The organism is Maribacter halichondriae, from assembly GCF_027474825.1.
GTDB lineage: Bacteria > Bacteroidota > Bacteroidia > Flavobacteriales > Flavobacteriaceae > Meishania > Meishania halichondriae.
In genome coordinates, this window is the sequence record NZ_CP107030.1 from 1,771,021 (window position 1) to 1,796,497 (window position 25,477).

At 43.3% G+C, this 25,477-nt stretch carries 18 protein-coding genes and 1 tRNA gene; 9 read left to right on the forward strand and 10 right to left on the reverse strand.

From position 1 onward, the window contains the following. Window positions 1-8: 8 nt before the first annotated feature. From N8A86_RS08135 to N8A86_RS08155, 5 genes are all read left to right on the forward strand, one after another. A complete protein-coding gene (locus N8A86_RS08135; protein ID WP_273568588.1) occupies window positions 9-2,882 on the forward strand; it encodes an FAD-binding and (Fe-S)-binding domain-containing protein in 2,874 nt (957 codons plus the stop codon). Between the two features lie 24 nt (window positions 2,883-2,906). After that, window positions 2,907-3,554, forward strand: coding sequence for a pyridoxal-phosphate-dependent aminotransferase family protein (locus tag N8A86_RS08140; protein WP_273568589.1), 648 nt, complete (start codon window positions 2,907-2,909; stop codon window positions 3,552-3,554). Continuing rightward, window positions 3,500-4,018: a pyridoxal-phosphate-dependent aminotransferase family protein gene (locus N8A86_RS08145; RefSeq protein WP_273568590.1), complete on the forward strand. Its 519-nt coding sequence runs from the start codon at window positions 3,500-3,502 to the stop codon at window positions 4,016-4,018. The genes N8A86_RS08140 and N8A86_RS08145 overlap by 55 nt, the downstream gene beginning before the upstream one ends. Window positions 4,019-4,126: 108 nt before the next feature. Continuing rightward, complete coding sequence (locus N8A86_RS08150; protein ID WP_273568591.1) at window positions 4,127-5,410, forward strand: APC family permease; 1,284 nt, start codon at window positions 4,127-4,129, stop codon at window positions 5,408-5,410. A gap of 91 nt (window positions 5,411-5,501) precedes the next feature. Continuing rightward, entirely contained in the window at window positions 5,502-7,877 is a 2,376-nt protein-coding gene (locus tag N8A86_RS08155) for a GH92 family glycosyl hydrolase (RefSeq protein WP_273568592.1), read from the forward strand. Between the two features lie 2 nt (window positions 7,878-7,879). On the opposite strand, the gene lacZ is transcribed toward N8A86_RS08155, so the two are convergent. Beyond that, entirely contained in the window at window positions 7,880-11,023 is a 3,144-nt protein-coding gene (lacZ, locus tag N8A86_RS08160; RefSeq protein ID WP_273568593.1) for a beta-galactosidase, LacZ type, read from the reverse strand. 323 nt (window positions 11,024-11,346) lie between these two features. On the opposite strand from lacZ, the gene N8A86_RS08165 reads away from it, so the two are divergent. Then, a complete protein-coding gene (locus N8A86_RS08165; protein ID WP_273568594.1) occupies window positions 11,347-12,621 on the forward strand; it encodes a PQQ-dependent sugar dehydrogenase in 1,275 nt (424 codons plus the stop codon). A gap of 32 nt (window positions 12,622-12,653) precedes the next feature. On the opposite strand, the gene N8A86_RS08170 is transcribed toward N8A86_RS08165, so the two are convergent. The 5 genes from N8A86_RS08170 to mce all read right to left on the reverse strand — a co-directional run bounded on the left by N8A86_RS08170 (window position 12,654) and on the right by mce (window position 17,766). Continuing rightward, window positions 12,654-14,063: a purple acid phosphatase family protein gene (locus N8A86_RS08170; protein WP_273568595.1), complete on the reverse strand. Its 1,410-nt coding sequence runs from the start codon at window positions 14,061-14,063 to the stop codon at window positions 12,654-12,656. A gap of 403 nt (window positions 14,064-14,466) precedes the next feature. Beyond that, window positions 14,467-15,174 (reverse strand): c-type cytochrome, encoded by a 708-nt coding sequence (locus N8A86_RS08175; RefSeq protein ID WP_273568596.1) that lies wholly within the window; start codon window positions 15,172-15,174, stop codon window positions 14,467-14,469. Beyond that, on the reverse strand, window positions 15,126-16,649 hold the full coding sequence (locus N8A86_RS08180) for a flavin monoamine oxidase family protein (RefSeq protein WP_273568597.1): 1,524 nt from the start codon (window positions 16,647-16,649) through the stop codon (window positions 15,126-15,128). Before N8A86_RS08180 ends, N8A86_RS08175 begins: the two co-directional genes overlap by 49 nt. Window positions 16,650-17,236: 587 nt before the next feature. Beyond that, window positions 17,237-17,310, reverse strand: a tRNA-Ile gene (locus N8A86_RS08185). Between the two features lie 51 nt (window positions 17,311-17,361). After that, window positions 17,362-17,766: a methylmalonyl-CoA epimerase gene (gene mce / locus N8A86_RS08190; RefSeq protein ID WP_273568598.1), complete on the reverse strand. Its 405-nt coding sequence runs from the start codon at window positions 17,764-17,766 to the stop codon at window positions 17,362-17,364. 51 nt (window positions 17,767-17,817) lie between these two features. Between mce and rbfA the strand changes: the two genes are divergently transcribed. Both rbfA and N8A86_RS08200 read left to right on the forward strand, forming a co-directional pair. Beyond that, window positions 17,818-18,210 carry a 30S ribosome-binding factor RbfA gene (gene rbfA / locus N8A86_RS08195; protein WP_273568599.1) on the forward strand — a complete coding sequence of 131 codons (393 nt, stop codon included), beginning with the start codon at window positions 17,818-17,820 and terminating at the stop codon, window positions 18,208-18,210. Between the two features lie 10 nt (window positions 18,211-18,220). After that, a complete protein-coding gene (locus N8A86_RS08200) occupies window positions 18,221-19,423 on the forward strand; it encodes an ABC transporter permease (RefSeq protein WP_273568600.1) in 1,203 nt (400 codons plus the stop codon). Here the strand turns inward: N8A86_RS08200 and dusB are convergent. Together dusB and N8A86_RS08210 are read right to left on the reverse strand one after the other, a co-directional pair. Continuing rightward, entirely contained in the window at window positions 19,420-20,415 is a 996-nt protein-coding gene (gene dusB, locus N8A86_RS08205) for a tRNA dihydrouridine synthase DusB (protein WP_273568601.1), read from the reverse strand. The two genes, N8A86_RS08200 and dusB, sit on opposite strands and share 4 nt — an antisense overlap. Before the next feature lie 156 nt (window positions 20,416-20,571). Continuing rightward, a complete protein-coding gene (locus tag N8A86_RS08210; protein WP_273568602.1) occupies window positions 20,572-21,795 on the reverse strand; it encodes a M28 family peptidase in 1,224 nt (407 codons plus the stop codon). Window positions 21,796-21,838: 43 nt separating this feature from the next. Between N8A86_RS08210 and N8A86_RS08215 the strand changes: the two genes are divergently transcribed. Next, window positions 21,839-22,945 carry a TolB family protein gene (locus N8A86_RS08215; RefSeq protein ID WP_273568603.1) on the forward strand — a complete coding sequence of 369 codons (1,107 nt, stop codon included), beginning with the start codon at window positions 21,839-21,841 and terminating at the stop codon, window positions 22,943-22,945. 39 nt (window positions 22,946-22,984) lie between these two features. On the opposite strand, the gene N8A86_RS08220 is transcribed toward N8A86_RS08215, so the two are convergent. Together N8A86_RS08220 and N8A86_RS08225 are read right to left on the reverse strand one after the other, a co-directional pair. Beyond that, window positions 22,985-24,238 (reverse strand): outer membrane beta-barrel family protein, encoded by a 1,254-nt coding sequence (locus N8A86_RS08220; protein ID WP_273568604.1) that lies wholly within the window; start codon window positions 24,236-24,238, stop codon window positions 22,985-22,987. Beyond that, entirely contained in the window at window positions 24,174-25,394 is a 1,221-nt protein-coding gene (locus N8A86_RS08225; RefSeq protein WP_273568605.1) for a carboxypeptidase-like regulatory domain-containing protein, read from the reverse strand. Before N8A86_RS08225 ends, N8A86_RS08220 begins: the two co-directional genes overlap by 65 nt. Window positions 25,395-25,477 lie beyond the last annotated feature (83 nt).

Below are 25,477 nucleotides of genomic sequence, written 5' to 3' on the forward strand. Positions count from 1 at the left end.
GAATGGAAGTGACAGCTATATTCGACAGTTTAAAAAATTCGATCAAGGGGGATGTGCTCGTTGACGATTACTCTTTGGGCATGTACGCCACCGATGCCAGCATCTACCAAATACGCCCCATTGCCATCGTACTGCCGAAAGACGATCAAGATGTAAAGGAAGCCGTTGCCTTGGCCTATAAAAATGGAATAACGATACTCCCCAGAGGTGCAGGAACCAGCTTGGCAGGGCAAACGGTCGGGGAATCCCTCATTTTGGATTTCTCAAAGTATATGAACTCCGTTTTGGAAATCAATTCGGCCGAAAAATGGGTGCGGGTGCAACCGGGCATGGCCAGGGATGATCTAAATGCACTATTGGAACCACATGGGCTACACTTCGCGCCAGATCCCGCAACAAGCAGTCGGGCGAATGTCGGTGGCATGGTCGGCAACAATTCCTCGGGCACCAAAAGTATCTTGTACGGTAAGACCGTCGACCATGTGCTGGAAACAAAGGTGCTGCTTGCCGAAGGCACCGAACTGCATTTCGAAAATTGCCCGCCCGAGACCTATCGAAAAAAAGCAGCTCAAAACAATAGGGAGGGGGAAATTTATAGCGCTTTCGAGAACCTGATCAAAAGCCATTCCGAGGAAATCAAAGAGCGCTTCCCTAAAGTGATGAGACGGGTCGGCGGCTATAATCTGGATGAATTCGTGTATACCGACCAATGGAACCTGGGCAAGCTGGTCTGTGGTAGCGAGGGCACTTTGGCAACTACCTTGGAACTCAAACTGAATTTGGTGGATCTGCCCAAACATAAATCGGTCTGTGTCGTTCATTTTTCGGAAGTTTTGGAGGCCATCTCGGCGGTTGAGGGTATGTTGAAATACAAGCCTTCCGCAGTGGAAATATTGGATAATACGGTTGTGGATCTGAGTCGGTCGAATCTGACCACCAAACACCATTGCCATTTTTTGGAAGGGGATCCCGCAGCTATTCTGATCGTTGAATTCTACGGTAATACTTCGGAGGATGTTCTCGACCGACCAAAAAAAATGATCGAGGAACTCAAGGCCAAGGGCTTTGGCTATGCTTATCCCCTTTTCCCGGAAGGGGAAGCTTATAATGACGTTTGGGTCATCCGCAAAAAGGGGCTGGGGTTAATGCTCGGTTTAAAGGGAAATAAAAAACCCTTGGCTTTTATCGAAGATGCGGGCATTCCTTCCGAACATTTGCCCGAATACATCGATCGCGTCTTGAAGGTCTGTGAAAAACATCAAACCAAAGCGGCCATGTATGCCCACGCCAGTGTTGGGGTTATTCATGTGCGCCCCATTCTCGATTTGCGGCTGGCCAAAGATATCGAACGCCTAAAGCACATTGCCGAAGACACTTTTAAATTGGTAATGGAATATGGAGGGTCTTGGAGCGGGGAACATGGCGATGGCCTCGTACGAAGCGCCTACAACAAACGCTTTTTTGGGGTACCCCTATACAACGCTTTTCTTGAGGTCAAAAAGCTGTTCGATCCGAAGAATTTGATGAACCCCGGTAAAATTTTGGAAGCCCAGAGCATCGAAAAAAATCTACGTTATGGTACATCCTATAAAGATGATGCCGTAAAAACGGAATATAATTATAAGGAGGAGGAAGGTTTTGAGTCTGCGGTACATATGTGTTCAGGTGTTGGGGAATGTCGCAAGGTCTTGGGCGGAACCATGTGCCCGAGTTTTAAGGCTACCCGCGACGAGGAGCACTCTACCCGCGGACGCGCCAATGCATTGCGAATGGCAATGTCAAATCAGTTTGGGCCTGAAGGATTATCAAGTGATCGTTTGCATGATGTGATGGATCTATGCCTTTCTTGTAAGGCCTGTAAATCGGAATGCCCCAGTAATGTGGATATGGCCAAAATGAAAAGCGATACGCTACAAATGTATTATGATGCCCATGGTATTTCTTTACGGGATAAACTCATTCGAGATTCTGCCAAAGCGTCAAGCACTATCTCAGGATGGAAAGCGGGGATCGTAAATTCAGTTCAAAAAAGTGGTTTGTTCAAGTCCGTTTTAGAACGTACCGCCAAGTTCGACAAGCGAAGAACTTTGCCCGATTTTGCAAAAGAGCCCTTTTATAAATGGTTCGAGAAGCATGCGAAAAAGACCAATACAGGTGCTAAAAAAGTGGTCTTGTTTGCCGATACCTATTTGAACTATCATGAACCCAATATCGGGATCAGTGCTTTGGCACTTTTGAATTCCTGTGGCTATGAGGTGATCTTGGCGAATGTCGGATGCTGTCAACGGCCAAAGATTTCACACGGTTTTCTAAGGGATGCCAAAAGAGATGGTCAAAAGACCATCGACAGACTAAAGCCCTTTTTAGACCAAGGGTTGAAAGTGGTGGTCTGCGAACCAAGTTGCGCTTCCGCATTGAACGATGACCTACCCGATCTGATCGCCGATCAGGAAATTGCCGAACAATTAAAGAACGGGGTCATGATGATCGACGTATTTTTAGCGGACGAATATGAAAACGGCCGTTTGGATGTTGATTTTGAACCTATATCAAATGGTGTCGTGATCCACGGGCATTGTCATCAAAAAGCCCTGTATGGTACCAATAGCATGAAGTCCTTGTTGAAACACCATAAAAACGCGATCAGTGAAATTCCATCTGGATGCTGTGGAATGGCAGGCTCCTTCGGATACGAAACAGAGCATTATGAGCTGTCAAAAAAAATCGGTAATGAAATTCTTTTCCCGGCAATAGAGCAATTGAACGAAGACCACGAATTGGTGGCCTGCGGTTTTAGCTGCCGCCATCAAATAGCACATTTTACCAAGGCAAGACCCAAACATTTTGTCGAAGTAATAAAAGCGACAAAAACCTTAATTTAGAAACCGATTAAAATACATACACCCATGGAGAATTTTGGAGAAATGAAAACCAGTACAAGAGTTTTAATGGGCCCAGGGCCTAGTGATGCACATCCTAGGGTTTTGAGGGCAATGGCAACGCCCTTGATCGGCCATTTGGATCCCGAGTTTTTGGTCGTTATGGATGATATTAAGGCCATGGTACAAGAAACCTTGCAGACCAAAAACCCATTGACCTTTGTGGTTTCGGCTCCAGGTAGTGCAGGTATGGAAACCTGTTTGGTAAATTTATTGGAACCCGGTGATGAGGCGGTTATTTGTATTCATGGGGTTTTTGGCACCCGCTTGGCGGATATCGCGGAACGTTGTGGCGCAAAGGTTATTACCGTGGAAGCAGATTGGGGAACACCTATAAATGCGGAGGATGTAAAAAAGGCCTTGGCCAGTTGCAATCCGAAACTACTCGCCATTGTACATGCCGAAACTTCGACGGGCGTTTTACAACCCTTGGAAGAAATAAGTAAAATGACCAAAGAAGTAGGCGCTTTGTTGGTGGTCGATGCAGTTACCTCCTATTGTGGAACCGCGCTGAAAGTAGATGAATGGGGAATAGATGCCCTGTATTCAGGAAGTCAAAAATGTTTGAGCGCACCCCGGGACTTTCCCCGGTTACCTTTAGCCAAGCAGCAATAGATGTGCTCGACAATAGGAAAACAAAGGTACAGAGCTGGTTTTTAGACCTGACGATGGTCAAGAATTACTGGGCGGGTGCCAAAAGGGCCTATCATCATACCGCTCCCGTTTCTGCTATGTTCGCAATGCGGGAAGCACTCCGTATTGTCTTGGAAGAAGGTTTGGAGAATCGATTCAAGCGCCATCAGAAAAATCACGAATTATTACGGGATGGTCTAGAAGCAATGGGCTTTGAGTTTCTAGTGGAAAAACAATATCGGCTACCCATGTTGAACGCCGTGGTCATACCCGATGGCGTCGACGAGGCTGAAGTGAGAAAGCGTTTGTTGAACGAATACAATATTGAAATAGGAGGTGGCCTTGGCCCCTATGCCGGAAAAATATGGCGCATCGGACTCATGGGTGAAAGCTCGACTCCCAATCATGTAAATATGTTATTGGCCGCCTTGAAAGCAGTTATGTAGACCCTGAGCGGTTATACTAAAAGGATTGCTTTTGATTGATCTTACAAAAAACGATCTCTCGCAATATCTATTTTCCGATTTCCTTGTTTTTTATAGCTTATTAAAACCATGAACCCAAAACAAAAAATAGGTTGGAAAACGGCAGCGGCCTTGGTCATCTCAAGTATGATCGGTACCGGCGTATTTACCAGTCTGGGTTTTCAATTGGCCGATATTCAAAATACTTGGAGTATCGTATTGGTTTGGGGGTTGGGTGGTGTATTTGCACTAATAGGGGCCTTTACCTATGCCGAACTGGGTACCAATTTCGATGAATCGGGCGGAGACTATATTTTTCTTTCCAAATTGATACACCCTTTGGTGGGCTATGTCTATGCTTGGATATCTTTAACGGTCGGTTTTACAGCTCCCATTGCGATTTCGGTAATGGCGATGAAAAGTTATTTGAGTCCGATTAATCCATCGCTTTTTACTGATTGGTTTGGGGTCGGGGTCATCTTTATTTTAGCCGCGATGCATTCTGTAAGCATTGGTCAAAGTGGAAAATTTCACAATATTTCTACAGGTATTAAAATCGGTTTTATTCTTATTCTCATCATACTAGGGTTTAGTTATGCTCCTGTTCATGAAAACGCCATTGACCTGAGTACGACATGGCAGGAGGAAATCTTTCTTCCGGGTTTTGCGGTTGCCTTATTATACGTGACCTATGCCTATACCGGTTGGAACTCTGCGGCTTATATTGTTGATGAAATAAAAGATGTGCGGCGCAACTTACCGAAGGCTTTGATTATCGGTACGGCCTTCGTTACCATTTTGTTCGTGCTGTTACAAATTGTCTTCTTGAAGCATGCTTCCGTAGATCAACTATCGGGCAAAGTGGAAGTCGTATTTATCGCATTCAATAACTTGTTTGGTGCTGAAGGGGGCAATTGGGTCAGTTATTTTATCGCCATTCAGCTTATCGCAACCGTTAGCGGGTATATGTGGATCGGTTCTAGAGTTACTTTTGCCATGTCAAAAGACCACTCGTTATGGAGCAAACTGGCCGTAAAGAACACCAATGGCATACCCGTACGAGCGCTTTGGTTTCAGGCGGGAGTTAGCATTCTACTCACCTTGACCGGTACTTTTGAGGAAGTGCTTTTATATGCCAGTTTTGTGCTGCAGCTCATGGGAACCTTAACCGTTGCCTCGGTCTTTTGGTTGAAGGGAAGAAAAGGCGCTTATAAAAGTCCGTTCAAACCTTTTCTTCAAATCGCCTTCATACTTTTTAGCATTTGGATATTGGGGTATATGCTGTTCGAAAGGCCTCGGGAAAGTGCGATCGGGTTACTTTTTGTTGCCACGGGGGTGGGGACGTATTTTATGTCAAAAAGGAAGTTGAAATAATCTACTATTGAACCGTTCTTTCCCTTTTGATAGTGACACTATGTTTTTCGTAACAATAAATTTTACCTTTAAAGGGTAATCCATTGCTTCTATGAAAAACAAAACTCCCACTTACTTTAAAATCAGGCGATTTACAAATAACGATACTACTCGGCCTTTCCAAATTCTTGGGACTTTTATCCTATTCATATTGCTAGGGGCTTGCAATGATGGTAAAACAGCAGCCCCAGAAACTCAGGAAGTGGCTGATTTTAGTCCCGCTGATTTGGTATACCCGCAATTGGACACCGAAAATTCACGGTGGTTTTTGTTCTCCTCGGCCTGTCGCCCTTTCGGAATGGTCAATTTGAGTCCTGATACCCAATTGGGCGGTGCCTGGGGAAGTGGGTATCGGTATAAAACTGACACCATAAAAGGGTTTAGCCATATTCATGCCTGGCAACTTTCCGGACTTTCGGTCATGCCGGTTTCCATTTCCGAGGAAAATCGAACCTCGGTTTTCAACGATTTTGAATCAAAATTCAGTCATGAGACCGAGAGAATTGCTCCGGGTTATCATTATGTTGAACTCGATAAACATAAAATCACCGCTGAACTAACGAGTACAAAACGAGTAGGGTTCCATAAATACGCATTCCCAAAAAACGGCACTCCGGCCATCCTATTTAACCTGAACGGAGTACTGGGGCCTTCGAAAACCGTAGACGGGGTGTTGGCACAAAAAGACAATACGACATTATCTGGGTCCTTGACAGCCGAGCCGACACGACGCAGGCCAAAACCAGCAACAGTGTTTTTCGAAATAGCATTGAACACCGAAATCAAAAATTTGGAAAAAGATTTGGAAACCGGTAACTATTTGGTCGTACTAAAAAATACCGAGGCTCCGGTTTTAATGAAGGCGGCCATCTCCTATACCTCCAATGAAAATGCCAAAAGCAACTTGGCGGCCGAGCTTTCACATTGGGATTTTGACAAAGTGGCCACCGATTCAAAAGCCGAATGGAATGCCTTATTGGGACGAATAAAAGTGAAAGGCGGTAGTGCCCAAGACCAGCGCCGATTCTATACCGACCTGTGGCATGCCTTGCAGGGGCGCAGGACGATCAGCGATGCCAATGGAGCGTATCCCGACAATACAGGAGACTCGTTTCGAATCGGGCAATTACCGCTCGATACCAATGGAAGCCCTAAATTCAACCATTACAATTCAGATTCGTTTTGGGGCGCGCAATGGACGATCAACACCTTGTGGGGACTCGTTTATCCCGAAATTATGGAAGAATTTACCCATTCACTCCTTCAATATGAAAGGGATGGTGGGTGGGTTCCGAGAGGACCGTCAGGGGGCAATTATACCTACGTGATGACGGGGGCGTCAAGCACCCCTTTTATCGTTAGTGCCATTCAAAAAGGAGTTGTCAAAAATGATATGGAGTCGATGTATCAAGCGCTAAAGAAAAACCATGTGGCCGGCGGTATTATGGAAAAGGCAGGCTATGAACACCAAACGAACCTCGGCGGGGGTTTTCAATATTATTTGGAAAAAGGATATGTGCCCTACCCTATCCCGGAAGGGAAATTTGGGCTACATCAAGACGGGGCAAGTCTTACGCTGGAGTACGCCTATCAAGATTGGACCTTGGCCCAGCTTGCTAAAAAATTGGGTCACAACGAAGATGAAGCCTATTTTTTAAACCGTTCAAAAAACTACGCCAATGTTTTCAATTCCGAAACAGGTTGGATGCAGCCCAAAGATGTTTCCGGAAGCTGGAAAGCGGCCTATGACCCCTATTTATATGAAAACGGATTCAATGAATCCAACGGCGCGCAGTCGACTTGGTTCGTTCCACATGATCTTGATGGCTTGGCAACATTGATGGGTGGCAATGACAAGGCCATTGAAAAGTTGAACACACAATTTGAAACGGCCGAAAATCTAGGTTTTACATCGGGCAATTCACATGAAAAGGAACTGCACCCTGAGTATAGTCGCATTCCCATAAATTATGGAAATCAACCCTCCATACAGACCGCTTTTGTTTTCAATAAATTGGGCAGACCAGACCTAAGTCAGTATTGGTCTCGTAAAGTGATTGATTCTGTTTTTAGTGGTCTATCCCCCGCAACGGGTTACAATGGAGATGAAGATCAAGGACTCATGGGAAGTTTGGCGGTGTTGCTAAAAATAGGTCTGTTTCAAATGAATGGCGGTACTGAAGAAAACCCAGTTTATGAGATAGGAAGTCCAATCTTTGACGAAGTGGAAATTGAACTTCATCCTGCGTACCACCCGGGCAAATCTTTTCGAATAAAAGCGACAAATAATTCAAAGGCAAATTGGATGATCAAGAAAGCAGTATTCAATGGAAAAACAATCGAAACATTCACCATGCAACATGATGAATTGATAAAAGGAGGTGAATTGTTACTTGAAATGTCCGATCAACTAAAAAAAGATAAGTAGCTTTAGTTTTTTGCTGGCTGAATCGCAAACGAATAGGTATATCGCTGTGGTGGAATGGTATATTCATCATGTACAGGAGCTCGCCATGAATTGTCACCACCGACTCCCATTTGAAGATAATCGATATTCCATTGCACGGTATTACCGATTTTAATGTCTGCGCCATGCTTTTTGGTTACGGGCACCAAACCCGATGCGGATGCGGCACCATCTGTTGCGGAATTGAAATCAAGTTCCGGCATAGCGAAGGGCCAAACACTCGCATTTAAAAAATGACCTTCAGATCGTGCTTTGAGTGAAATTTGTCCGTTGGAAAGGGTCATCCAGCGCACATCGGTTTTATTTCCGGTTTCTTGTGGGCGGGAATATCTATGGAATTGGTTTACTACTTTCCCGAAATATAGGCCCGTTTTTTGTCCTGTTTTTCTATCCCAATAACTTTCTTCAGGACCCTTGCCATACCATTCCACTGTGGTAAAATCTTTGGGAAGCGTCAAATACATGCCCAGCCTCGGAATATTCGGCAATTCGCTCTGTTTGGGTTGAAAATCAAATTTGGCATGAAGTACTCCGTTCGGTTCCAGGGTATAATCAACGAGTACCTCGGCTTCATTGTTCGGGGTACCGTAGCGCACTTTAAAAGCTACCGCCCCTTGTGATTTATTAGGAGGCTCAACAAGTTCTGCCTTGTAATTATAGGTGGCATCTTGCCAAATCTTGGCCCATTTGTCCATTCCATTTCCCAAGTCGTTATCAGTAGGTGGGCGCCAAAAATTGGGGCGAATGGGTCGGTCGGTAATTTCCGTTCCTTCAAAAGTCCATGAAATTACCTCACCGGTTCTAATGTCGATGCTAAGATTCGTTCTATCGTTTTGTATTGTGATATCCTCTCCGGAAGTCTCTATTCGCAATGGCGTTCGATGCGGAATCGAGGCGACGTTGTTTTCACCGTTATTGAGAATGAACTGGTCCCAAGCTATTTCATGTCCTGCGGGAATCATAGCTGTTTCCTTTTTCTGAATAAGGCTTACCTCTAAAATAAACTCCTCCTCAGGAACAAAATCATCGGGAATTTCCGGGATTTCAATTTGTTGCGTTTGCCTTGGTAAAACGTTGATCGCAATATTCGCTTTTTGAAACACTTCAACTCCGTTATTCAGAATTTTGATGCGCATTTCCTTATCCGAGAAATCGGCAAAGAAGTTTTTATTTTCGATTGCTATGATTCCACCCCCCTTATAGTAAAACTGTGCGGGTTCATATACTTTTTTAACTTCTGAAAGATGCGGATGCGGATTTCGATAGGGATCAACGAGGCCATTGTTCAGGAAATTTCCATCCGTTGGCAAATCGGGGTGAAAATCATGACCATAAGCTAAATACGGCTTTCCGTTCTCGTCTTTGTATTCCAAGCTTTGGTCTACCCAGTCCCAAATAAAGCCGCCCTGAAGGTTCGGGTATTTTTCGATGATGTCCCAATAATCTTGAAGGTTTCCGACCGAATTCCCCATAGCATGCGCATATTCGATAATAATCGAGGGTTTGTCGGAATCCGATTTTCCGTGTTCGATCAAATAATCGAATTTGGGGTACATGGGGCAATACAAATCGGTGTAATCTTCTTTTCCGGCTGGTTCGTATTGCACCATTCGATTATCGTCTTTTTCCTTTAGCCATTTATAGGTAGTTCGAAAAATTTCGCCCTCTCCGGCTTCATTGCCCAACGACCAAGAATATATCGACGGATGATTTCTATCCCGATAGTACATGCGTTTTGTGCGTTCCATGTGTGCGGGGAGCCAACTCATTTCATTACCAATCTGGGTTGTTGAATCAATGGCCAAGGGGTGGCTCTCGATGTTCGCCTCGTCAACGACGTAAAGTCCATATGTATCACAAAGGTCCAACCAATACGGGTCGTTCGGGTAGTGCGAACTTCGTACCCCATTGATATTGTTCTGCTTCATCAATTTGATGTCCTTTTCCATGGAAGTCCTAGATACCACGTGCCCTGTAAAGGGATCGGTTTCATGCCGATCAACCCCTTTGAAGTAGATTGCTTTGCCATTGAACAGCACTTGGCTGTTTTGAATCTCTATTCGTTTGAATCCCGTTTTGCGATTGATGAATTCATTGTTGCCCGAATTATTCTCGTCTACCAAAGCGATTTTAAGATGGTACAGATTCGGAGCCTCCGCCGACCACGATTTTACTTTTTCGATGATTTTATCCGCTTGGATATCAACTGTGCTTTCTTTCGGGATTTCCAATAAGTGTGTTGTTTTATAAACGGATTCCGTTTCGTCTAGCAATTCAAGTGATACATTTCTAAAGACTTTTTCTGAAGTCGTATTGGTTATTGAAACCGTTCCTTTAAAAATACCTTTTGAATAGGTGTCGTCTAAATTCGCATCGGAAAAATAGTCTGAAATATAGACCTTGGGTCGTGAATAGAGATATACATCGCGTTCGATACCGCTCATGCGCAACATGTCTTGACTTTCAAGATAACTGGCATCGCTCCATCGGAATAGTTGAAGGGCAATCCGATTTTTTCCTTCGGATAAGAAAGGCGAAATATTGAAGTCGGCAGGAGTTTTGCTTCCTTGGGAATAACCCACATAGTCGCCGTTCACATAAACGTACATGGCCGATTTGGCACCTTCAAAATGCAGGATGATATCTTCGGATAAAAATTCGTCAGTAAGATTTATTTCCTTGCGATAAGTCCCCACGGGATTATAGTCGGTTGGCGCATCGGGCCATTTGGTGTCAAAAGGATAACGTTCGTCTAAATAAATGGGGTAATCGTATCCTTCTACCTCCCAATTTGCCGGAACCGGAATCGTTTTCCAATCGGAATCGTCAAAATCGGAGTTTTGAAATGTTGTTGGTCTTTGTTTGGGGTCTTTTACGAAATGGAATTTCCAATCGCCATTTAGGTTTAAATACCGACGAGAGTTTCTTTTGGATTCTATTTCAGGGGATTCCACAGCAAAAAAAGTTGCTCTAGGAGGTAACTTGTTTTCCTCAAAGATTTCATGATTAAAATGATTGACTTGCTCGGTTACGGCTTTAAGGGGTTCTTGTTTGCAGCTAGTTGTTGCGTACAAAAACAGTATAAGAAGAATACAATTCGATTTCATTGTGCCTCTTTAAAACTTATTGTTCTTGCGCCAATTTACAAATAAAGACACCCATTGATCGGTTCCGTCGGAAGATTTCCGTAATCCAAAACCATGGCTCCCCTTAGGAAATATGTGAGTTTCCGCCAAAACCTGATTGACAATCAACTTTCTGGCTTAGCTAAAATGTAGATCAATAAAAACAAAAGGGTGCTCATAGCACATGTCGTTGTTGTCATCTTGATATCATTTAAATCTAAATTCACAGGCCAATTTTGAGTTTTTGTTACAGAAATGATATTGAAACACTAACTTTAGCTACTACCAACCTAATGAAGCACATTATGAAAATCGTACAAGCCATCCGAAAATTATCCCTATGGGCCGCCACGCTACTATTGGCATTCTTTTTAATGCAATGCAAAAGCGAAACCAAAACAGTGGTTAAAGTACAAGTCAATGAAACAATTTTAAAAGCACCTGAAGGATTTTCAGTGGAAGAAATTGGTAAAGAATTGGGGGCAGTTCGTCATTTGACCGTCGCAAAAAATGGGGATGTCTATGCGAACAGATCCGTGGTCAAAGAAGGCGGAAAGGCCATTATTTTGCTCAAGGACACAAACAATGACGGTACCATCGACGAACAAAAAGAATTTGCAGATCTTCCCGGAACCGGTATTCTGGCAAAAGATAACTACCTCTATGCCTCTTCAAACTCGGGCGTTTTTCGCTATGCATTGAATGACAGCCATGAGGTTATCGATACCGATAATCCCGAAAAAATAGTCGACGGCCTAATCGATATGGGGCGAGATAATGCAAAGCCATTTGCCATTGATGATGATAACAATCTATATGTAACCATAGGTGCTTGGAGCGATGTTTGCAAGGACAAAGAAACGGAAACAGGAATGATGCCTTGTACGATATTGGATTCTGCAGCAGGTATTTGGAAATTCAAGGCCAATAAGCTAGATCAGACCTATGCCGACGGAAGCCGATACGCAACCGGACTTAAAAATGCGGTCGGTATTACATGGAACTCCAAAACCAATTCTTTATTCGCGACCGATCATGGACGCGGCGGGTTGAGTTTTTATTCTGAGCTTTTCACTGCGCAACAAAATGACGAATTGCCTTCGGAAACATTTTATGAACTAAAAGAGAACGATGATGCGGGTTGGCCATCCACCTACTATGACCATCAAAAGGGTAAAAGAGTACTCGCCCCTGAATACGGCGGGGATGGTGAAAAAACAAGTGATGAAAAATTCGTTGATCCCCTAGTGGGTTTCCCGGCGCATTTAGGTCCGAACGATGTGCTGTTCTATACCGGTGATATGTTCCCTGAGCGCTATAAGCATGGAGCGTTCATTGCGTTTCACAATCAGTCGAAAGAAATTAAAAAGGGCTTTTTCGTCGCTTTTGTTCCGTTTAAAAATGGAAAGCCAGATGGCGATTGGGAAATTTTCTTGGACAACTTTGCCGGAATGGATTTGGCAAACCCAAAAGAGGGAGACGAACTAAAACACCGACCCTGCGGTTTGGCCCAAGGACCCGATGGTGCCCTATATGTCTGTGATGATTTTGGTGGAAGTATTTTTAAGATAACGTCTTAAGTCGACCAATTTTTATTTGAAGGGAAAAAGAACTATTCCTCTTTTACAAAGTCTTTTCTTAAACGAATAGGAGTGTCAGGCACTTTATTGATCAATTTCTTTTTACCATTTTTCTTGATGAGTTCAAAAGCGTCATAGAGCGTTCCAATAGGGGTGTACGCTCCATATTTTATAGAATTCTTGGAAACCGTAATGATTTGGAACAGCTGAGTGTATTCTCCTCTTCGCACCATCCATTCTTGGTCTTTCGACTCGTACATTTTAGGTCCGCTTACGGAAACCGCATAAATGGTGCCCGCATCTTTGACTACGGTCAGCCCTTTTCCCTCATTCTTTACAAAACCCCTTGCATAGGTATGGTCATGGCCCTGCAGTACCAAATCGACCTTGTATTTGTCCATCAAAGGTTTTAGCGCCTCGCGTAATTCTTTGTTGTCCCTGCCTTTGGCCGTGGAGAAAATCGGATAATGCAACGTCAAGGCCGTCCATTTTTTGGTGTTGTTGTTCAACACCGAATCGAGCCATTTCACTTGGGCCGCACGTGCCTCGAGATTCTCGTCAAAAGCTTCAGCATCGATTGATATCAATTTCATGTTTTGATAATCGAGGGTATAGCAGGTCTCCTTTACAACATCGATAGGGCCGTTTTCGGGTAGCGTAAACTGGGGCCTCCACAAAGAGGACAATTGCCCATTGCGATATTCGTGGTTGCCGGGGGTCATGATACTGGGTATCGTCGCATGTATAAAACTTCCGGCATGAAACCATTCGCCCCATTCCAAATTGGCATCCCGATCATTGATTAAATCCCCGGCGTGCAACATAAAATCTACATCGGGGAATTGCCGATATGAATTTCGAATAACGCGAGACCATAACGATTTCACGTCATTTTGGGCATCGCCGAAATAGATAAAACTGAATGGTGCATCAATGTCATCATGTGCTGTGGTCGTCTGGTACCATTCACTCCAATAACCATCTTCTTCAGATCCATTTCCGACACGATAGACATAAGTCGTATTGGGTTGAAGATTTGAAATCACTGCCGAATGAAAGGTCGCTTTGACCAAAGGCTCCCTGCTATTTTGGTTTTCGAACTGTTGTGAAATCGCCTTCACTTTACGTACATCTCGCAAGAGAAATTCCGGGCCATCGGTAGCCAGCGTAACTTCAACAAAACCCAAATCGATTTGCTGGTTCGTTCGCCAATTGACCGCAAAACTGTGAGCCGGATCCACGGTAAGGTTTGCGATAACACGATCGGGCGTCTTTGACGGAAAAATCAATTTATGGGAAACTACGGTATCATGTTCGACATAATGAGAATGAGGATGGTCATGTTCGGCAGGCGATTGACCGTATGCCGTTTCTTGGTTTGTCATAAAACCAAGGATCAACAAAATAATGCTCAGGGCACCTGAAAAAAATCGCTTTCCCATTTCCATATGATTTGATGTCTGCTAAAATAGTTTTATATGGGGTATTAATCCAATTTCTTAGAAGATGTTATTGTTAAGAATATAAGTATACAACATAATCAAAAATAAAAAAAGCGAAGCTTTGCAGCTTCTCTTTGTGGTCCCACCTGCCCCGAGGCCTCGAGGGAACCAGGGACGGTAACACCTTAATATCCAAATACTTATCAAATTGCCCACGTAATGGGTAACCGAATGGAAAATATGAGTAATAATTGTATCGCCTGCTATATGCCCGTCACCCCATAAGAAGCAATGAAGGTTCAACTGAATAGAGTGGATAGTTTAGAAACCTCCTTTTACATTCGGTCACACCTCATAAAAATTTACGCGGATAAGGTATCGAGCACACCCTAATACATCTATTTCATTTTTGCCGTAATAGTATTGTGTGCGAACCTGTCTTCGAACTATCAGTATTCCCGTTTACGCCTTCGTCAGTATAGAAGGCAGTTAACGCATAAGACGCTGTGTCTTTCCCATTAGCGGCATTGCGGGTTCTGAATGCCCCGCTCGTTCCCGTAAAGAAATTGAAATCTGCGTCGGAACCATTCTTTAGAATCCAACTGACCATCTGATTGGCCTCTTCTTGGGTAATATTCAGGTGTGCAGGCATTATCTGATCTCCCCAAGTTCCTTGTGCTCCCCTTAGAATTTTTTGCGCAATGGGTTCAACCGATTCTGTATGATTACCATATCGTTCAGCAATTTCGGCAAAAGATGGGCCGATAAGTTTTTCCTTGGCTTTATGGCATGTAAAACAATCCAAAGTACCCATGAAGGAAAGTGTTTCAATTGTTCGATTGAAATCTGCGTTCAGGTCTTTTGACGCTTTTTCACCATCAGATAGATATTGAACCGTTAAAATTACTTTATTAGGTGAGATTTCTTCGTATTCCGTATATCCATCTTCCTTGTCCTTTACACCAATCTCAAAAGGAATCAATGTACCCCAAGAAAATTTTTCATTTGCTATAGGAGTAATAATTCTGACCTCTGGTGGTTCATTTTCTTGACCGGAAATCGTTACACAAGAAATTGCACATGCGATAAAAACAAAGAGCCTAAGGTACATAGGTAATTATTAAGCCTGATCGATTTCTTTCGCAACGCGGTTTGCGATCGTGTTGCTGCTTCAGTACCCCAATTCAGGTTGTCGGCATAGGCTCCTGCAAAGTGAATACGCCCCTCAGGCTGCATAAGTATAGGCCAGAGCTTTTTCAATTCTCCAATGGGAAACGCCAGCCGCTCACAGGTAGGAGCATATTTTTGCTTGGTCCAGTCCCTTCCCAGAGCCTGTTCTATGGTGTCTTTTTTTCCCGGATAAGCTTCCCTAAAAGCAGCGAGTGCCCTTTGAGGGCTGATTCCGCCAGGTCCTGTACCTAATATAATTACGCGATGGGTATCTACTTCCTCGGCCGACTGCCAAACACTCCAAAGATCCGGATGTCCCAAATCCATATTGATGGTTTCTAAACCATCTTCTAACCAAAACTTTGAACTCGCCTGAAAAACAAATCGTTGGTAAGAATCGTAAGTTACATTATCGAGAGCATGCTGCTTTTCTTCTGAAAAGGCCGGTTCGACGGGTAGTTTTTTAAGGGCTGGCGGCGGAATACAATTCACATAGTAATCTGCTTCGATAGTTTTGCCCTCTTTGTTTTCGTTATAGCGAACAACAACTTTATTTGTTTCATTTTGAATAGACGTGATTTGGCGATTTAACCAAACTCGAGAACCCAATCTTTTGGCAAAGGCATTAGGCAGCATCTGATTGCCCCCTTTTAGGTGATAAACATCGATGGGGAATTCAGCCACGCCCCTATTCTTTAGAATAAATGAGTACCAAAGCTCATACAGGGCTGAAGAGTTGTTTCCGCCTAAACGTTCTAAGGCTTTCTCTGAAGCACCTTCCTTTTTATAAATATCGGACATAGGAATGGTATCCATATCATCATATCCAATTCCGAATGGTTGGTATTCGTCTTCAAATTTGTCAAGATAAGAATCAATAAATAGTCTTTTCAGCTCGCCCCATGGATGTGTAGCAAGAAAGTCGACCTCCTTTTTGTTGAATCCCATTGCTGTCAAAACGGAAGGGTCGTTTAGTTCTTTTTGATCATAAAACGTACCGTTGATGTTCCTAAGTAAATTTTTTCTTCGTTCATACGGAAGCGCGGTAAGTCCGAACTCTTCAATATAGTGCCAGTATAATTCGTAACCTGGTTTGGTGATATGTTCTTGGCCCCCATCACCATATAGGCCATCGGAAAGTTCATCGTATACGGTAAACACGTGCCCGCCATGCCTGCCCGATGCTTCCAAAACAGTAACGTCATGACCGAGCCTCATAAGTTCATAGGCACAGCACAGGCCGCCCATACCAGCTCCGCCAACTACTATTTTTTTCGGATTTATGTTCTTCTTTATTTTTAGTGGCCGCGGTGCCTTGGCTTCAGTAGCGTTAGCATTTTCGATGCCAAGCAACGAGAGACCCACCCCTGCCTGAATGGTGTTCTTTATAAAACCCCTTCGTTTGTTTTTCTCCATAGCTAGATTGTTTTCGCTTCTTAAATTTACATACTTTAAAATTGATTTTGAAATCTATTGCGAAAACCCGTAAAATATTGATACTACTATTTTTACACTTCTCTATTCATCAAAATTTCACCAAGAATTCGAAGCAATTTTTTTTCAGCAGATACATCTAGCTTTTCCAAAACGGTAAAAGCCTTTTTGGTGCAAGCGGCAATGACTCGTTTCGTATTCTCTGCCGAACCACTTTCTTATCGGGAGAGTCAGGTATTTTTCATTTCATTAAAAATCTTTTCTCTCATCTCAGGGTAGCGATTCACGTTTTCGATATATTTCCTGCTTTTCATCGATTTGATTTTTCGTTCTAAACGAACAGCATGTGGATAATCCTCACATTCGAAATTTACAAATATTTTCCAGTCAGTAACTTGAGAAGTGAACGTTTTGGATCCGTATTTGCCATTGTTGCGGTTTTCTATCGGGATCTCGAGTTTTTCGTAGCAAGCGCCGGCATAGAATTTGTTCAACGATGCGCTGTGAAGAATATAAGTATAAGACTATGGTCAAAAATAAAAAAAGAGAAGCCTTGCGACTTCTCTTCGTGGTCCCACCTGGGCTCGAACCAGGGACCCCCTGATTATGAGTCAGGTGCTCTAACCAACTGAGCTATAGGACCGAAAATGAGGGCAAATTTAAAGCTTTGTGCCAAGTACGCCAAACAATACATTCACTTTTCAATCTCTTGGCATAATTCAACAAGAATCCCATTCGCAGTTTTAGGATGTACGAAGGCCACCAACTTGTTATCAGCACCTTTTTTAGGGGTCTCGTTAAGCAATGTAAATCCCTCCTTGCGCAAGCGCTTCATTTCTTCTACTATATCATCAACGGCGAATGCAATATGATGTACCCCCTCCCCTTTTTTGGCAATAAATTTTGCAATGGGGCCATCTTCATCGGTAGATTCCAATAGTTCGATTTTATTTGGTCCTGACTTGAAAAATGATGTTTTTACACTTTCGGATAAAACTTCTTCCATCTTGTAGTGTGATGTGCCCAACAATTTTTCGAAGAGTCGGTTCGACGTATCCAAGTCTTTAACTGCGATTCCGATATGTTCGATTTTATCCACTATCTCTGTTTAAACCACTAAAATACACAATATTGTGCGTATTTTTGCCCCATGGAAACACAGCGTCAAAAAAAGATTTCAGGGGTCATTCAAAAGGATATCGTGGATATTTTACAGCGCGCCGCGATTGATGGAGGGCTTCGCAATACGTTGATTTCGGTGACCAAAGTATCGGTAACGACGGACCTATCGATTGCCAAGGTATATCTTAGTATTTTTCCCAATAAAGATGCCAAGGAACTTATGGAAGGCATTGCATCGAACCAGCCCTTGATCAAACACGAACTCGCGCAGCGAACACGACATCAACTGCGTAGGGTGCCTGAACTGTTATTTTTTCTTGATGATTCCTTGGATTATATTGAAGGGATAGAAAAATCTTTAAAACGGGAAGAAAACCCGATAGAAAATCGTGACCTCTTGCCCAAAAGAAAAAAATCGTAATCGGCCTAATTTGAATTTTCCCTTATACATCGCCAAGCGTTATGTTCGTTCGAAAAGCAGCCAAAATGCGGTGAATATCATCAATTTCATCACCTTTCTTGTTATCGTTATTGGCTCAGCGGCCTTATTTATTGTTCTTTCGGGATTTGCCGGATTAAAAACCTTCAGTCTCTCTTTCAGCAATGCGTTCGACCCCGATTTAAAAGCCCTTCCTGCCACCGGAAAATTTTTTTCGATTTCGCCGGAACAGGAAAAGGCTTTGGAAAATGTTGAAGGAGTCGCAGCCTACTCCAAGGAAATCGTAGAAAGGGTCTACCTTGTTCATAAAAAGTTAGGGCATATAGCCGAAATCAAAGGCGTTGACGAAAACTATACCAAAGCTACCGGAATTGACAGTACCATTGCCATTGGAGGTTGGTCAATCGGTCAAAACCAAGGGGTAGCAGGTTGGGGCATAGTCGATATTCTAAATCTGACACCCAACCAAGTCCGGAATCCGTTAGAAGTTATCGCTTTCAAACCTGGAAAAGGTTCGATATCGCAAGCAAACCCTGCCAATTTGTACAATTCCACACCTCTGATTATCAGCGGCGTATATTCCGTTGAGGAAGACTTAGATCAAAAATATGTCTTTGCCGATCTACCCTTGGTCCAGGCCATGCTCGAAAAAGACGATACGCAGATTTCAGGTATTAATTTCAAACTGCTTGAAGGTGCCGATATTGCCGATATAAAAAAGCGAATAGAAACGCTCTTTGACAACAAGGTGGAACTTCGAGATCGACAAGAGTTGAATAGTTCGTTGCACCGTATGTTGAATACGGAGAACTTGGCCACCTATCTCATCTTTACCCTAGTCTTGATCATTGCCCTGTTTAATGTGGTGGGCGCCATTATCATGATGATTTTGGACAAACAACAGAACTCTAAAACACTATATAGTTTAGGAACTACTATAAAAGATATTCGGCGGATTTACTTTGTGCAAGGTATATTGGTCACCAGTTTGGGTGGCCTTATCGGAGTAATACTTGGCTCTCTTTTAATAGGCTCTCAATTGGCCTTCGGATGGCTCAAAATCACCCCTTCGCTAGCCTATCCCGTGGCCTATCAATTCATCAACGTAGTGATCGTGATGGCCACCATTGTGGTATTGGGAATTATCGCCTCAAAAATTGCGAGCAGTAGGGTAACCAAGAAATTATTGGCCTAACCCACAAATTCGTAGTCCCCAAATTTCTCAAGTACCTCATCAAAAGCCGCAAAAACGTCTGCAGCATCATCACTGGTAACCATTTTCATGCGGTATTCCTTGAAGTTCGGTATGCCTTTAAAATAATTGGTATAATGACGGCGGGTTTCAAAGACACCTAGTTTTTCTCCCTTCCAATCGATGGCCATTTGCAAATGTCTTCGTGCTGCATCGACCCGTTCTTCCATGGTCGGGGGCGCCAAATGGGTTCCTGTTCTGAAATAGTGTTTGACTTCCTTGAAAAACCAAGGGTAACCGATACTGGCCCGGCCAATCATTGCGCCATCCAGTCCATATTCATCACGCATTCTTTCGGCGGCTTCGGGTGAATCGATATCCCCATTACCAAATACCGGAATATGCATTCGTTGATTGTTCTTTACTTCGGCAATCGGTTTCCAATCGGCGTTTCCCTTATACATTTGTGCGCGGGTGCGACCGTGTATCGCGATGGCTTTACAACCTACATCTTGCAATCTTTCGGCCACCTCTACGATCTTGATCGAGTTTTCGTCCCAGCCCAATCGGGTCTTAACAGTAATCGGCAATTTGGTTCGCTCGACCATTGCTTTGGTCAGGGAAACCATCAAATCAATATCTTTCAAGATTCCGGCCCCGGCACCTTTGCTGACCACCTTCTTTACAGGGCAGCCAAAATTAATATCTATGATATCAGGGTTTGATTTCTCAACGATATCGACCGATTGTAACATCGAATCAAGATTGGCCCCGAAAATCTGAATGCCCACAGGGCGTTCTTTTTCATAGATATCGAGTTTCATGACACTTTTGGCGGCATCGCGGATCAACCCTTCTGATGAAATAAATTCGGTATACACCACATCGGCACCCTGTTCTTTGCACAAGGCACGAAAGGGCGGGTCGCTGACATCTTCCATAGGTGCAAGAAGCAACGGAAATTCTGGTAGTTGTATGTCGCCAATTTTGGGCATTTTCTATTTTTCTTTTTAGGGATGGCAAAGTTATGGAATTTTGATGATTGTCAGTCTGAGCTGTCACAATGAGCCCTTCGGCAAGCTCAGGACACGCACTGTCGAAGTGCTTTATAACTCGAAAAGTTCTTCGACTGCGCTCAGACTTACAAATAACTAAAAGGTAATCGCTACTTCGATTTTCTCTCCATCACGATCTACAATAACCTTGCTTGAATTTCCTTCCTCAAAAGTGGAGAGGGCCCGCATATAACTCATCATATCGGTCACTAGGCTATCGCCCAATTGAACGACCACATCACCTTTTTGTAGTCCGGCTTTCTGGGCGGGTTTGTCTTCACTGACCCCATCTATGCGCATGCCCTTGCCATCAAAAAGATAGTCGGGAACAACACCCAATGCAACTTTGAACCTTGGGACTTCCTCACTTTCGTTTTTCGTTTTCTTGAAGGTCAATTTAGGGGCATCATCCAATTCCGCGATAACATCCAAAATGTAGCTCGTTATCATTTCCATTCCCTCATAGTTCAACTTCTCCGAATCGTCGGTGGGCTTGTGGTAGTCTTCGTGCTGCCCGGTAAAAAAATGTAGCACGGGAATATCCTGTAAATAAAAAGAGGTATGATCCGATGGCCCTACACCCGATTCTTGAAGCACCAATTTGAACCCGGGGTTCGTTGAATTCAGTACCTGAGGCCAAATTGGGGCCGTGCCTGTTCCGCTGACCGAAAGGGTCTTGTCTTCCCGAAGTCTTCCGACCATGTCCATATTGATCATATAGTTGGTCTTGGAAAGGTCGATGGTCGGGTTTTTCGCAAAATAATTGCTGCCCAACAAACCCATTTCCTCCCCTGAAAAGGCCATGAACAAATAATTGTTGCCTTTGTATGCACGCTTCGCAAGACTGTCGGCCAATTGCAACATCACGGCAACACCACTGGCATTATCATCGGCACCATTATGAATGGCCACCCCATCGCGATACAATGACCCCTCGCCACCCATGCCCAAATGATCATAGTGCGCCCCGATGATTACGGTTTTGTCAGCTTGATTATCAAGATACCCCATAACATTCGTACCGGTAATCGTGCTATCGCCAGCAGTATATTTAACCTCTTGATGCGGGTCATTTTTGGGTTTGAAGCTGAACGTTTGAAAGTATGTGCCGGCCTTGCCCTTTGGTTGAAGCCCGACAACATGCATTCTTTCTTGAAGGTATCCAGCCGCCATTAGTTCTTGTGCTGTTCCCGTTTCTCGGCCCAAGAGACTGTCATTGGCCAAAAAACCGACATCCTCCGCGATAGAAAAGGATTGTGGTTTTTCTGTTTTACAGGATAAAAAAATGAAGGTGACTATGTATAAGAAAGTTCTATTCATGATATTTGTAATCTTTTTAGCAAAGATAATATATAAGCATCCCATGAAGAAAATCTTAATTCTGGCCGCAATAATAGCATTTATCGGTTGTAAGACGGAAACTAAAAAAGTGGAAGAAACCATAGAAGAGACCACTTCGCTTATGGCAGGTTCGGACACGTTGATTTACGAAGGAGAAAAACATTTCAAGTCAATTCGCCAAATAACATTCGGCGGGGACAACGCGGAAGCCTATTGGAGTTGGGATGACAAGCAAATGATCTTTCAATCAAATTATAAAGATTGGGGATTGAATTGTGACCAAATGTTCTTGATGAACATCGAAGAAAATTTCAAGGATAAAAAACCGCCCTTGGTCAGTACGGGCATGGGGCGTACGACCTGTGCCTATTTTCTGCCGGGTAACAAACACTTTGTATATGGGTCTACGCATTTGGTGGATAAGGAATGCCCCGAGGTACCATTACGCAAAAACGGAAACTATGTTTGGCCGGTATACGATTCGTTCGACATTTTTGTAGCCGATATGGAAGGAAATATCACAGCGCAATTGACCGATGAAAAAGGATATGACGCCGAAGCCACCGTTTCACCCAAAGGGGATAAAATTGTTTTTACCTCGGATCGGAGTGGCGATTTGGAATTGTACACGATGAATTTGGATGGTTCTGACGTGAAACAGGTTACCGATGAGCTGGGTTATGATGGTGGAGCATTTTTCTCGCCCGACGGAACCAAATTGATATTCCGAGCTTCACGTCCAAAAACACCAGAAGAAATCAAGAAATACAAAGACCTGCTCGCCGAAGGTCTTGTAGAACCCACCGAAATGGAACTTTTTATTTGCAATGCCGATGGCAGCGATTTGAAGCAATTGACCTTTTTGGGCAATGCGAATTGGAGTCCATTTTTTCATCCTTCAGGAGAAAAAATTCTCTTTTCGAGTAATTTCGAGGCCGAAAAAGGCTTTCCGTTCAATCTTTATCTCATCGATTTGGATGGCAAGAACCTTGAGCGGGTAACGCATGGGGAGACTTTCGATGCCTTTCCGGTTTTTTCAAATGATGGGAAATACTTGGCGTTTTCGAGCAATCGGAACAATAGTGGTACCCGTGATACCAATTTATTCATTGCCGAATGGCAGGATTAATGAACTACCTCTAGGCAGAGCCTTGGGGTATTCTATTGACTAAATTCTATTCCGTTCGTCGACGCGTTTCGACTTTTTGTTGTCCCTAATTTTGGTATTTCCGAATTTATATCGGAAACCAAATGTAAACAAACGATTTTCAGGACGGAATGAAGAGGTATTGTTCTGATTTAGAAAATTCCGCGACTCGAAAAGGTTGGCTTGTTTAAATACATCGGCTACACCCATTGAGATACTTGCCTTTTTGTTCCATAAGGTCTTTCGAAGCGAGAGATCGAGTTTGTTCCACGATCTACGAACGGCATTACCATCTACAATAGGTGAATAATAGATAAAATCTACGTCTACCGCCAAACTTTTGTCTTTCAACAGAGAAAACGAATTATTCGCCCGAGCAAACCATGACCAACGGCCGTTCTCGACCAATTGCCCTGAATCAAAATCGGAAAATTGATCTTCCCGATAATACCCGGCAAAAAAGATATAGGTATACCAAAAGTTCGTAATATCCTTATTGACCCAAATATCGATTCCGTAGGAAATATCCTGAATCAGGTTTCTGTTTAGAAAGCGCAAAAGGTTAGATTCATTGTCTTGAAAAACCAATTCTTGATTCTGGTTTTTTTGATTTTTGTAAAAGAATTCTAAAGTGTAGGTACGATCGAAAGTATATCCGGCGGCTATATAGTTACGTGTTGCGGGCAATAGATTCGGATTGCCCTCAATTACCGAATTATTGCTTTGAAAAATCTGAAAGGGATTGATACTATTGTACCTCGGCCGTTCGATTCTTCGGTAATAGTAAAGATTGTACTGATGTTTTTTGCTAGGTGTATAGTCCAAAGAAAACGACGGAAAAACTTCTAAATAGTTGTTTTCGCTAGGTTCAAGGGCAATGTCAAGATCTCCTAAAGTTTCGGTGTATTCGGCTCGAAGGCCCGATTTGAACCTCCATTTGTCCCATTTTGAATCCATGCTCACATAGGCGGCATAAATACTTTCATCGTATTTGAAAATTCCCGCTTCGGTAGGGTCGATTCCGGGCTGGGTACGGTCGAAACCCTGTTGTGTTATACTACTTTCCGAATCGATGCCTGCATATCGGAGTCCGGTTTCAAAACGGGATGATTTTCCTATTGGGGTGATATAATCAAATTGTACATTATAAAGATCAATTCGTTGCATGGATCGGGTGGTAAAGTCGTTTTCACCGGTGACCGTTCCGTTGCTATCTAAAAAATCGGTTTTCGAGATCTTGGCCACGATTAGAATCGTAATAGGTGTAGTGTGCATTGGTCGACAGCTCGGCTCCTTCTTTCTTCAATTTGTGCGTCCAGTCCAAATAAAAAGAACTATTGACCAAATCTTGATCCGATTCGTTGGTAGTCACAAAACTGGTCGGCAATGTTCCGTTGACTTCTTCGATTACGGTTTCGGTATCGTAAAAACGATTTATATCAGGGTTGAACATATTAATAGTCGAAAGGCCCAAATGGTTTCTTTCGTCGATTTCGTAGTCAAAAAAAGCGCTCAGATTATGTCTTTTTTGACGTCTCGTATATTCTTGTTCGGCGGTCCAGATACTTGATGAATTCGCATCATCCAAAAAGGTGGTCGCGTCGGTATATCTCGTCAGGTCCTTACTTCTATTAAATGTATAATTTACTGAAAAATCAGCTTTTTTACCTTTGAAATAATGATCGGTGCCGACCGAGTGTTTGGCGAAAACACCCTGCTCGTAACGATTGAAAATGGCACCGTTATATCCCGAGATCAAATTTCGGTTCATTTTTATATTGATGAGCATGCCGCCTTCGGCACTGTATTTCGCAGGTGGGTTGGTAATTACCTCAACGGACTCCACATTACTTGCCGAAGTACCTGACAACAAATTGATGATATCTTCCTGTGGCAAGTTTACCATTCGATCATTGATCATGACCCCGATATTCTTGCTCCCTTTGATAGAGAGTTCGTTACCAATGACCACAACACTTGGGGTTCGCTTTAGCACATTCCAGATATCAATATCGGCCAAGGATGTATTGGCGATACTAAAGACCAGCCGGTCAACTTTCCGTTCCAATTTTGGTTTTTGGGAAATTACAACGACCTCGTCCAACGCCTGTGATTCTTCATTATACTGCACATCACCGAGATCGACATCTGCTGAAATGTCAACAGAAGTAAGTGGCGACCGGTTGCCTAAATAGCTAATCGTTAGAAAATAGTTTCCTTGCGCTACCGAAGTAATTTTAAATTTGCCCAATTCATCGGAAGAAGTACCCTTTAGCACAGTGGAATCTTTACTTTTTAGAAGTAACACATTGGCATAAGGCAGGGGGGTATCTTCAGAATTTTTTACGACTCCTGTAATTTGGTATTCCTGGGAAAGAACGCTGTGGGCTGCAAACAGGGCAAAAAGTGACAGAAAAAGGCTGTTCTTCACAATACGGTTAGGTTAAGTTCCAAATTTAACCAAATTTTTACGTAGAATCCTACAAAAACTACTCCTCGATTATTAAAATTTTG

Excerpts from the sequence above, each read along its gene's own strand:
- N8A86_RS08210 (WP_273568602.1), bottom strand. The coding sequence starts at position 21,795 with ATGAATAGAACTTTCTTATACATAGTCACCTTCATTTTTTTATCCTGT.
- dusB (WP_273568601.1), bottom strand. The coding sequence starts at position 20,415 with ATGCCCAAAATTGGCGACATACAACTACCAGAATTTCCGTTGCTTCTT.
- N8A86_RS08155 (WP_273568592.1), top strand. The coding sequence starts at position 5,502 with ATGAAAAACAAAACTCCCACTTACTTTAAAATCAGGCGATTTACAAAT.
- N8A86_RS08180 (WP_273568597.1), bottom strand. The coding sequence starts at position 16,649 with ATGGAGAAAAACAAACGAAGGGGTTTTATAAAGAACACCATTCAGGCA.
- N8A86_RS08150 (WP_273568591.1), top strand. The coding sequence starts at position 4,127 with ATGAACCCAAAACAAAAAATAGGTTGGAAAACGGCAGCGGCCTTGGTC.
- N8A86_RS08175 (WP_273568596.1), bottom strand. The coding sequence starts at position 15,174 with ATGTACCTTAGGCTCTTTGTTTTTATCGCATGTGCAATTTCTTGTGTA.
- N8A86_RS08165 (WP_273568594.1), top strand. The coding sequence starts at position 11,347 with ATGAAAATCGTACAAGCCATCCGAAAATTATCCCTATGGGCCGCCACG.
- lacZ (WP_273568593.1), bottom strand. The coding sequence starts at position 11,023 with ATGAAATCGAATTGTATTCTTCTTATACTGTTTTTGTACGCAACAACT.
- rbfA (WP_273568599.1), top strand. The coding sequence starts at position 17,818 with ATGGAAACACAGCGTCAAAAAAAGATTTCAGGGGTCATTCAAAAGGAT.
- N8A86_RS08145 (WP_273568590.1), top strand. The coding sequence starts at position 3,500 with ATGTTTGAGCGCACCCCGGGACTTTCCCCGGTTACCTTTAGCCAAGCA.
- N8A86_RS08220 (WP_273568604.1), bottom strand. The coding sequence starts at position 24,238 with ATGCACACTACACCTATTACGATTCTAATCGTGGCCAAGATCTCGAAA.
- N8A86_RS08140 (WP_273568589.1), top strand. The coding sequence starts at position 2,907 with ATGGAGAATTTTGGAGAAATGAAAACCAGTACAAGAGTTTTAATGGGC.
- N8A86_RS08215 (WP_273568603.1), top strand. The coding sequence starts at position 21,839 with ATGAAGAAAATCTTAATTCTGGCCGCAATAATAGCATTTATCGGTTGT.
- N8A86_RS08170 (WP_273568595.1), bottom strand. The coding sequence starts at position 14,063 with ATGGGAAAGCGATTTTTTTCAGGTGCCCTGAGCATTATTTTGTTGATC.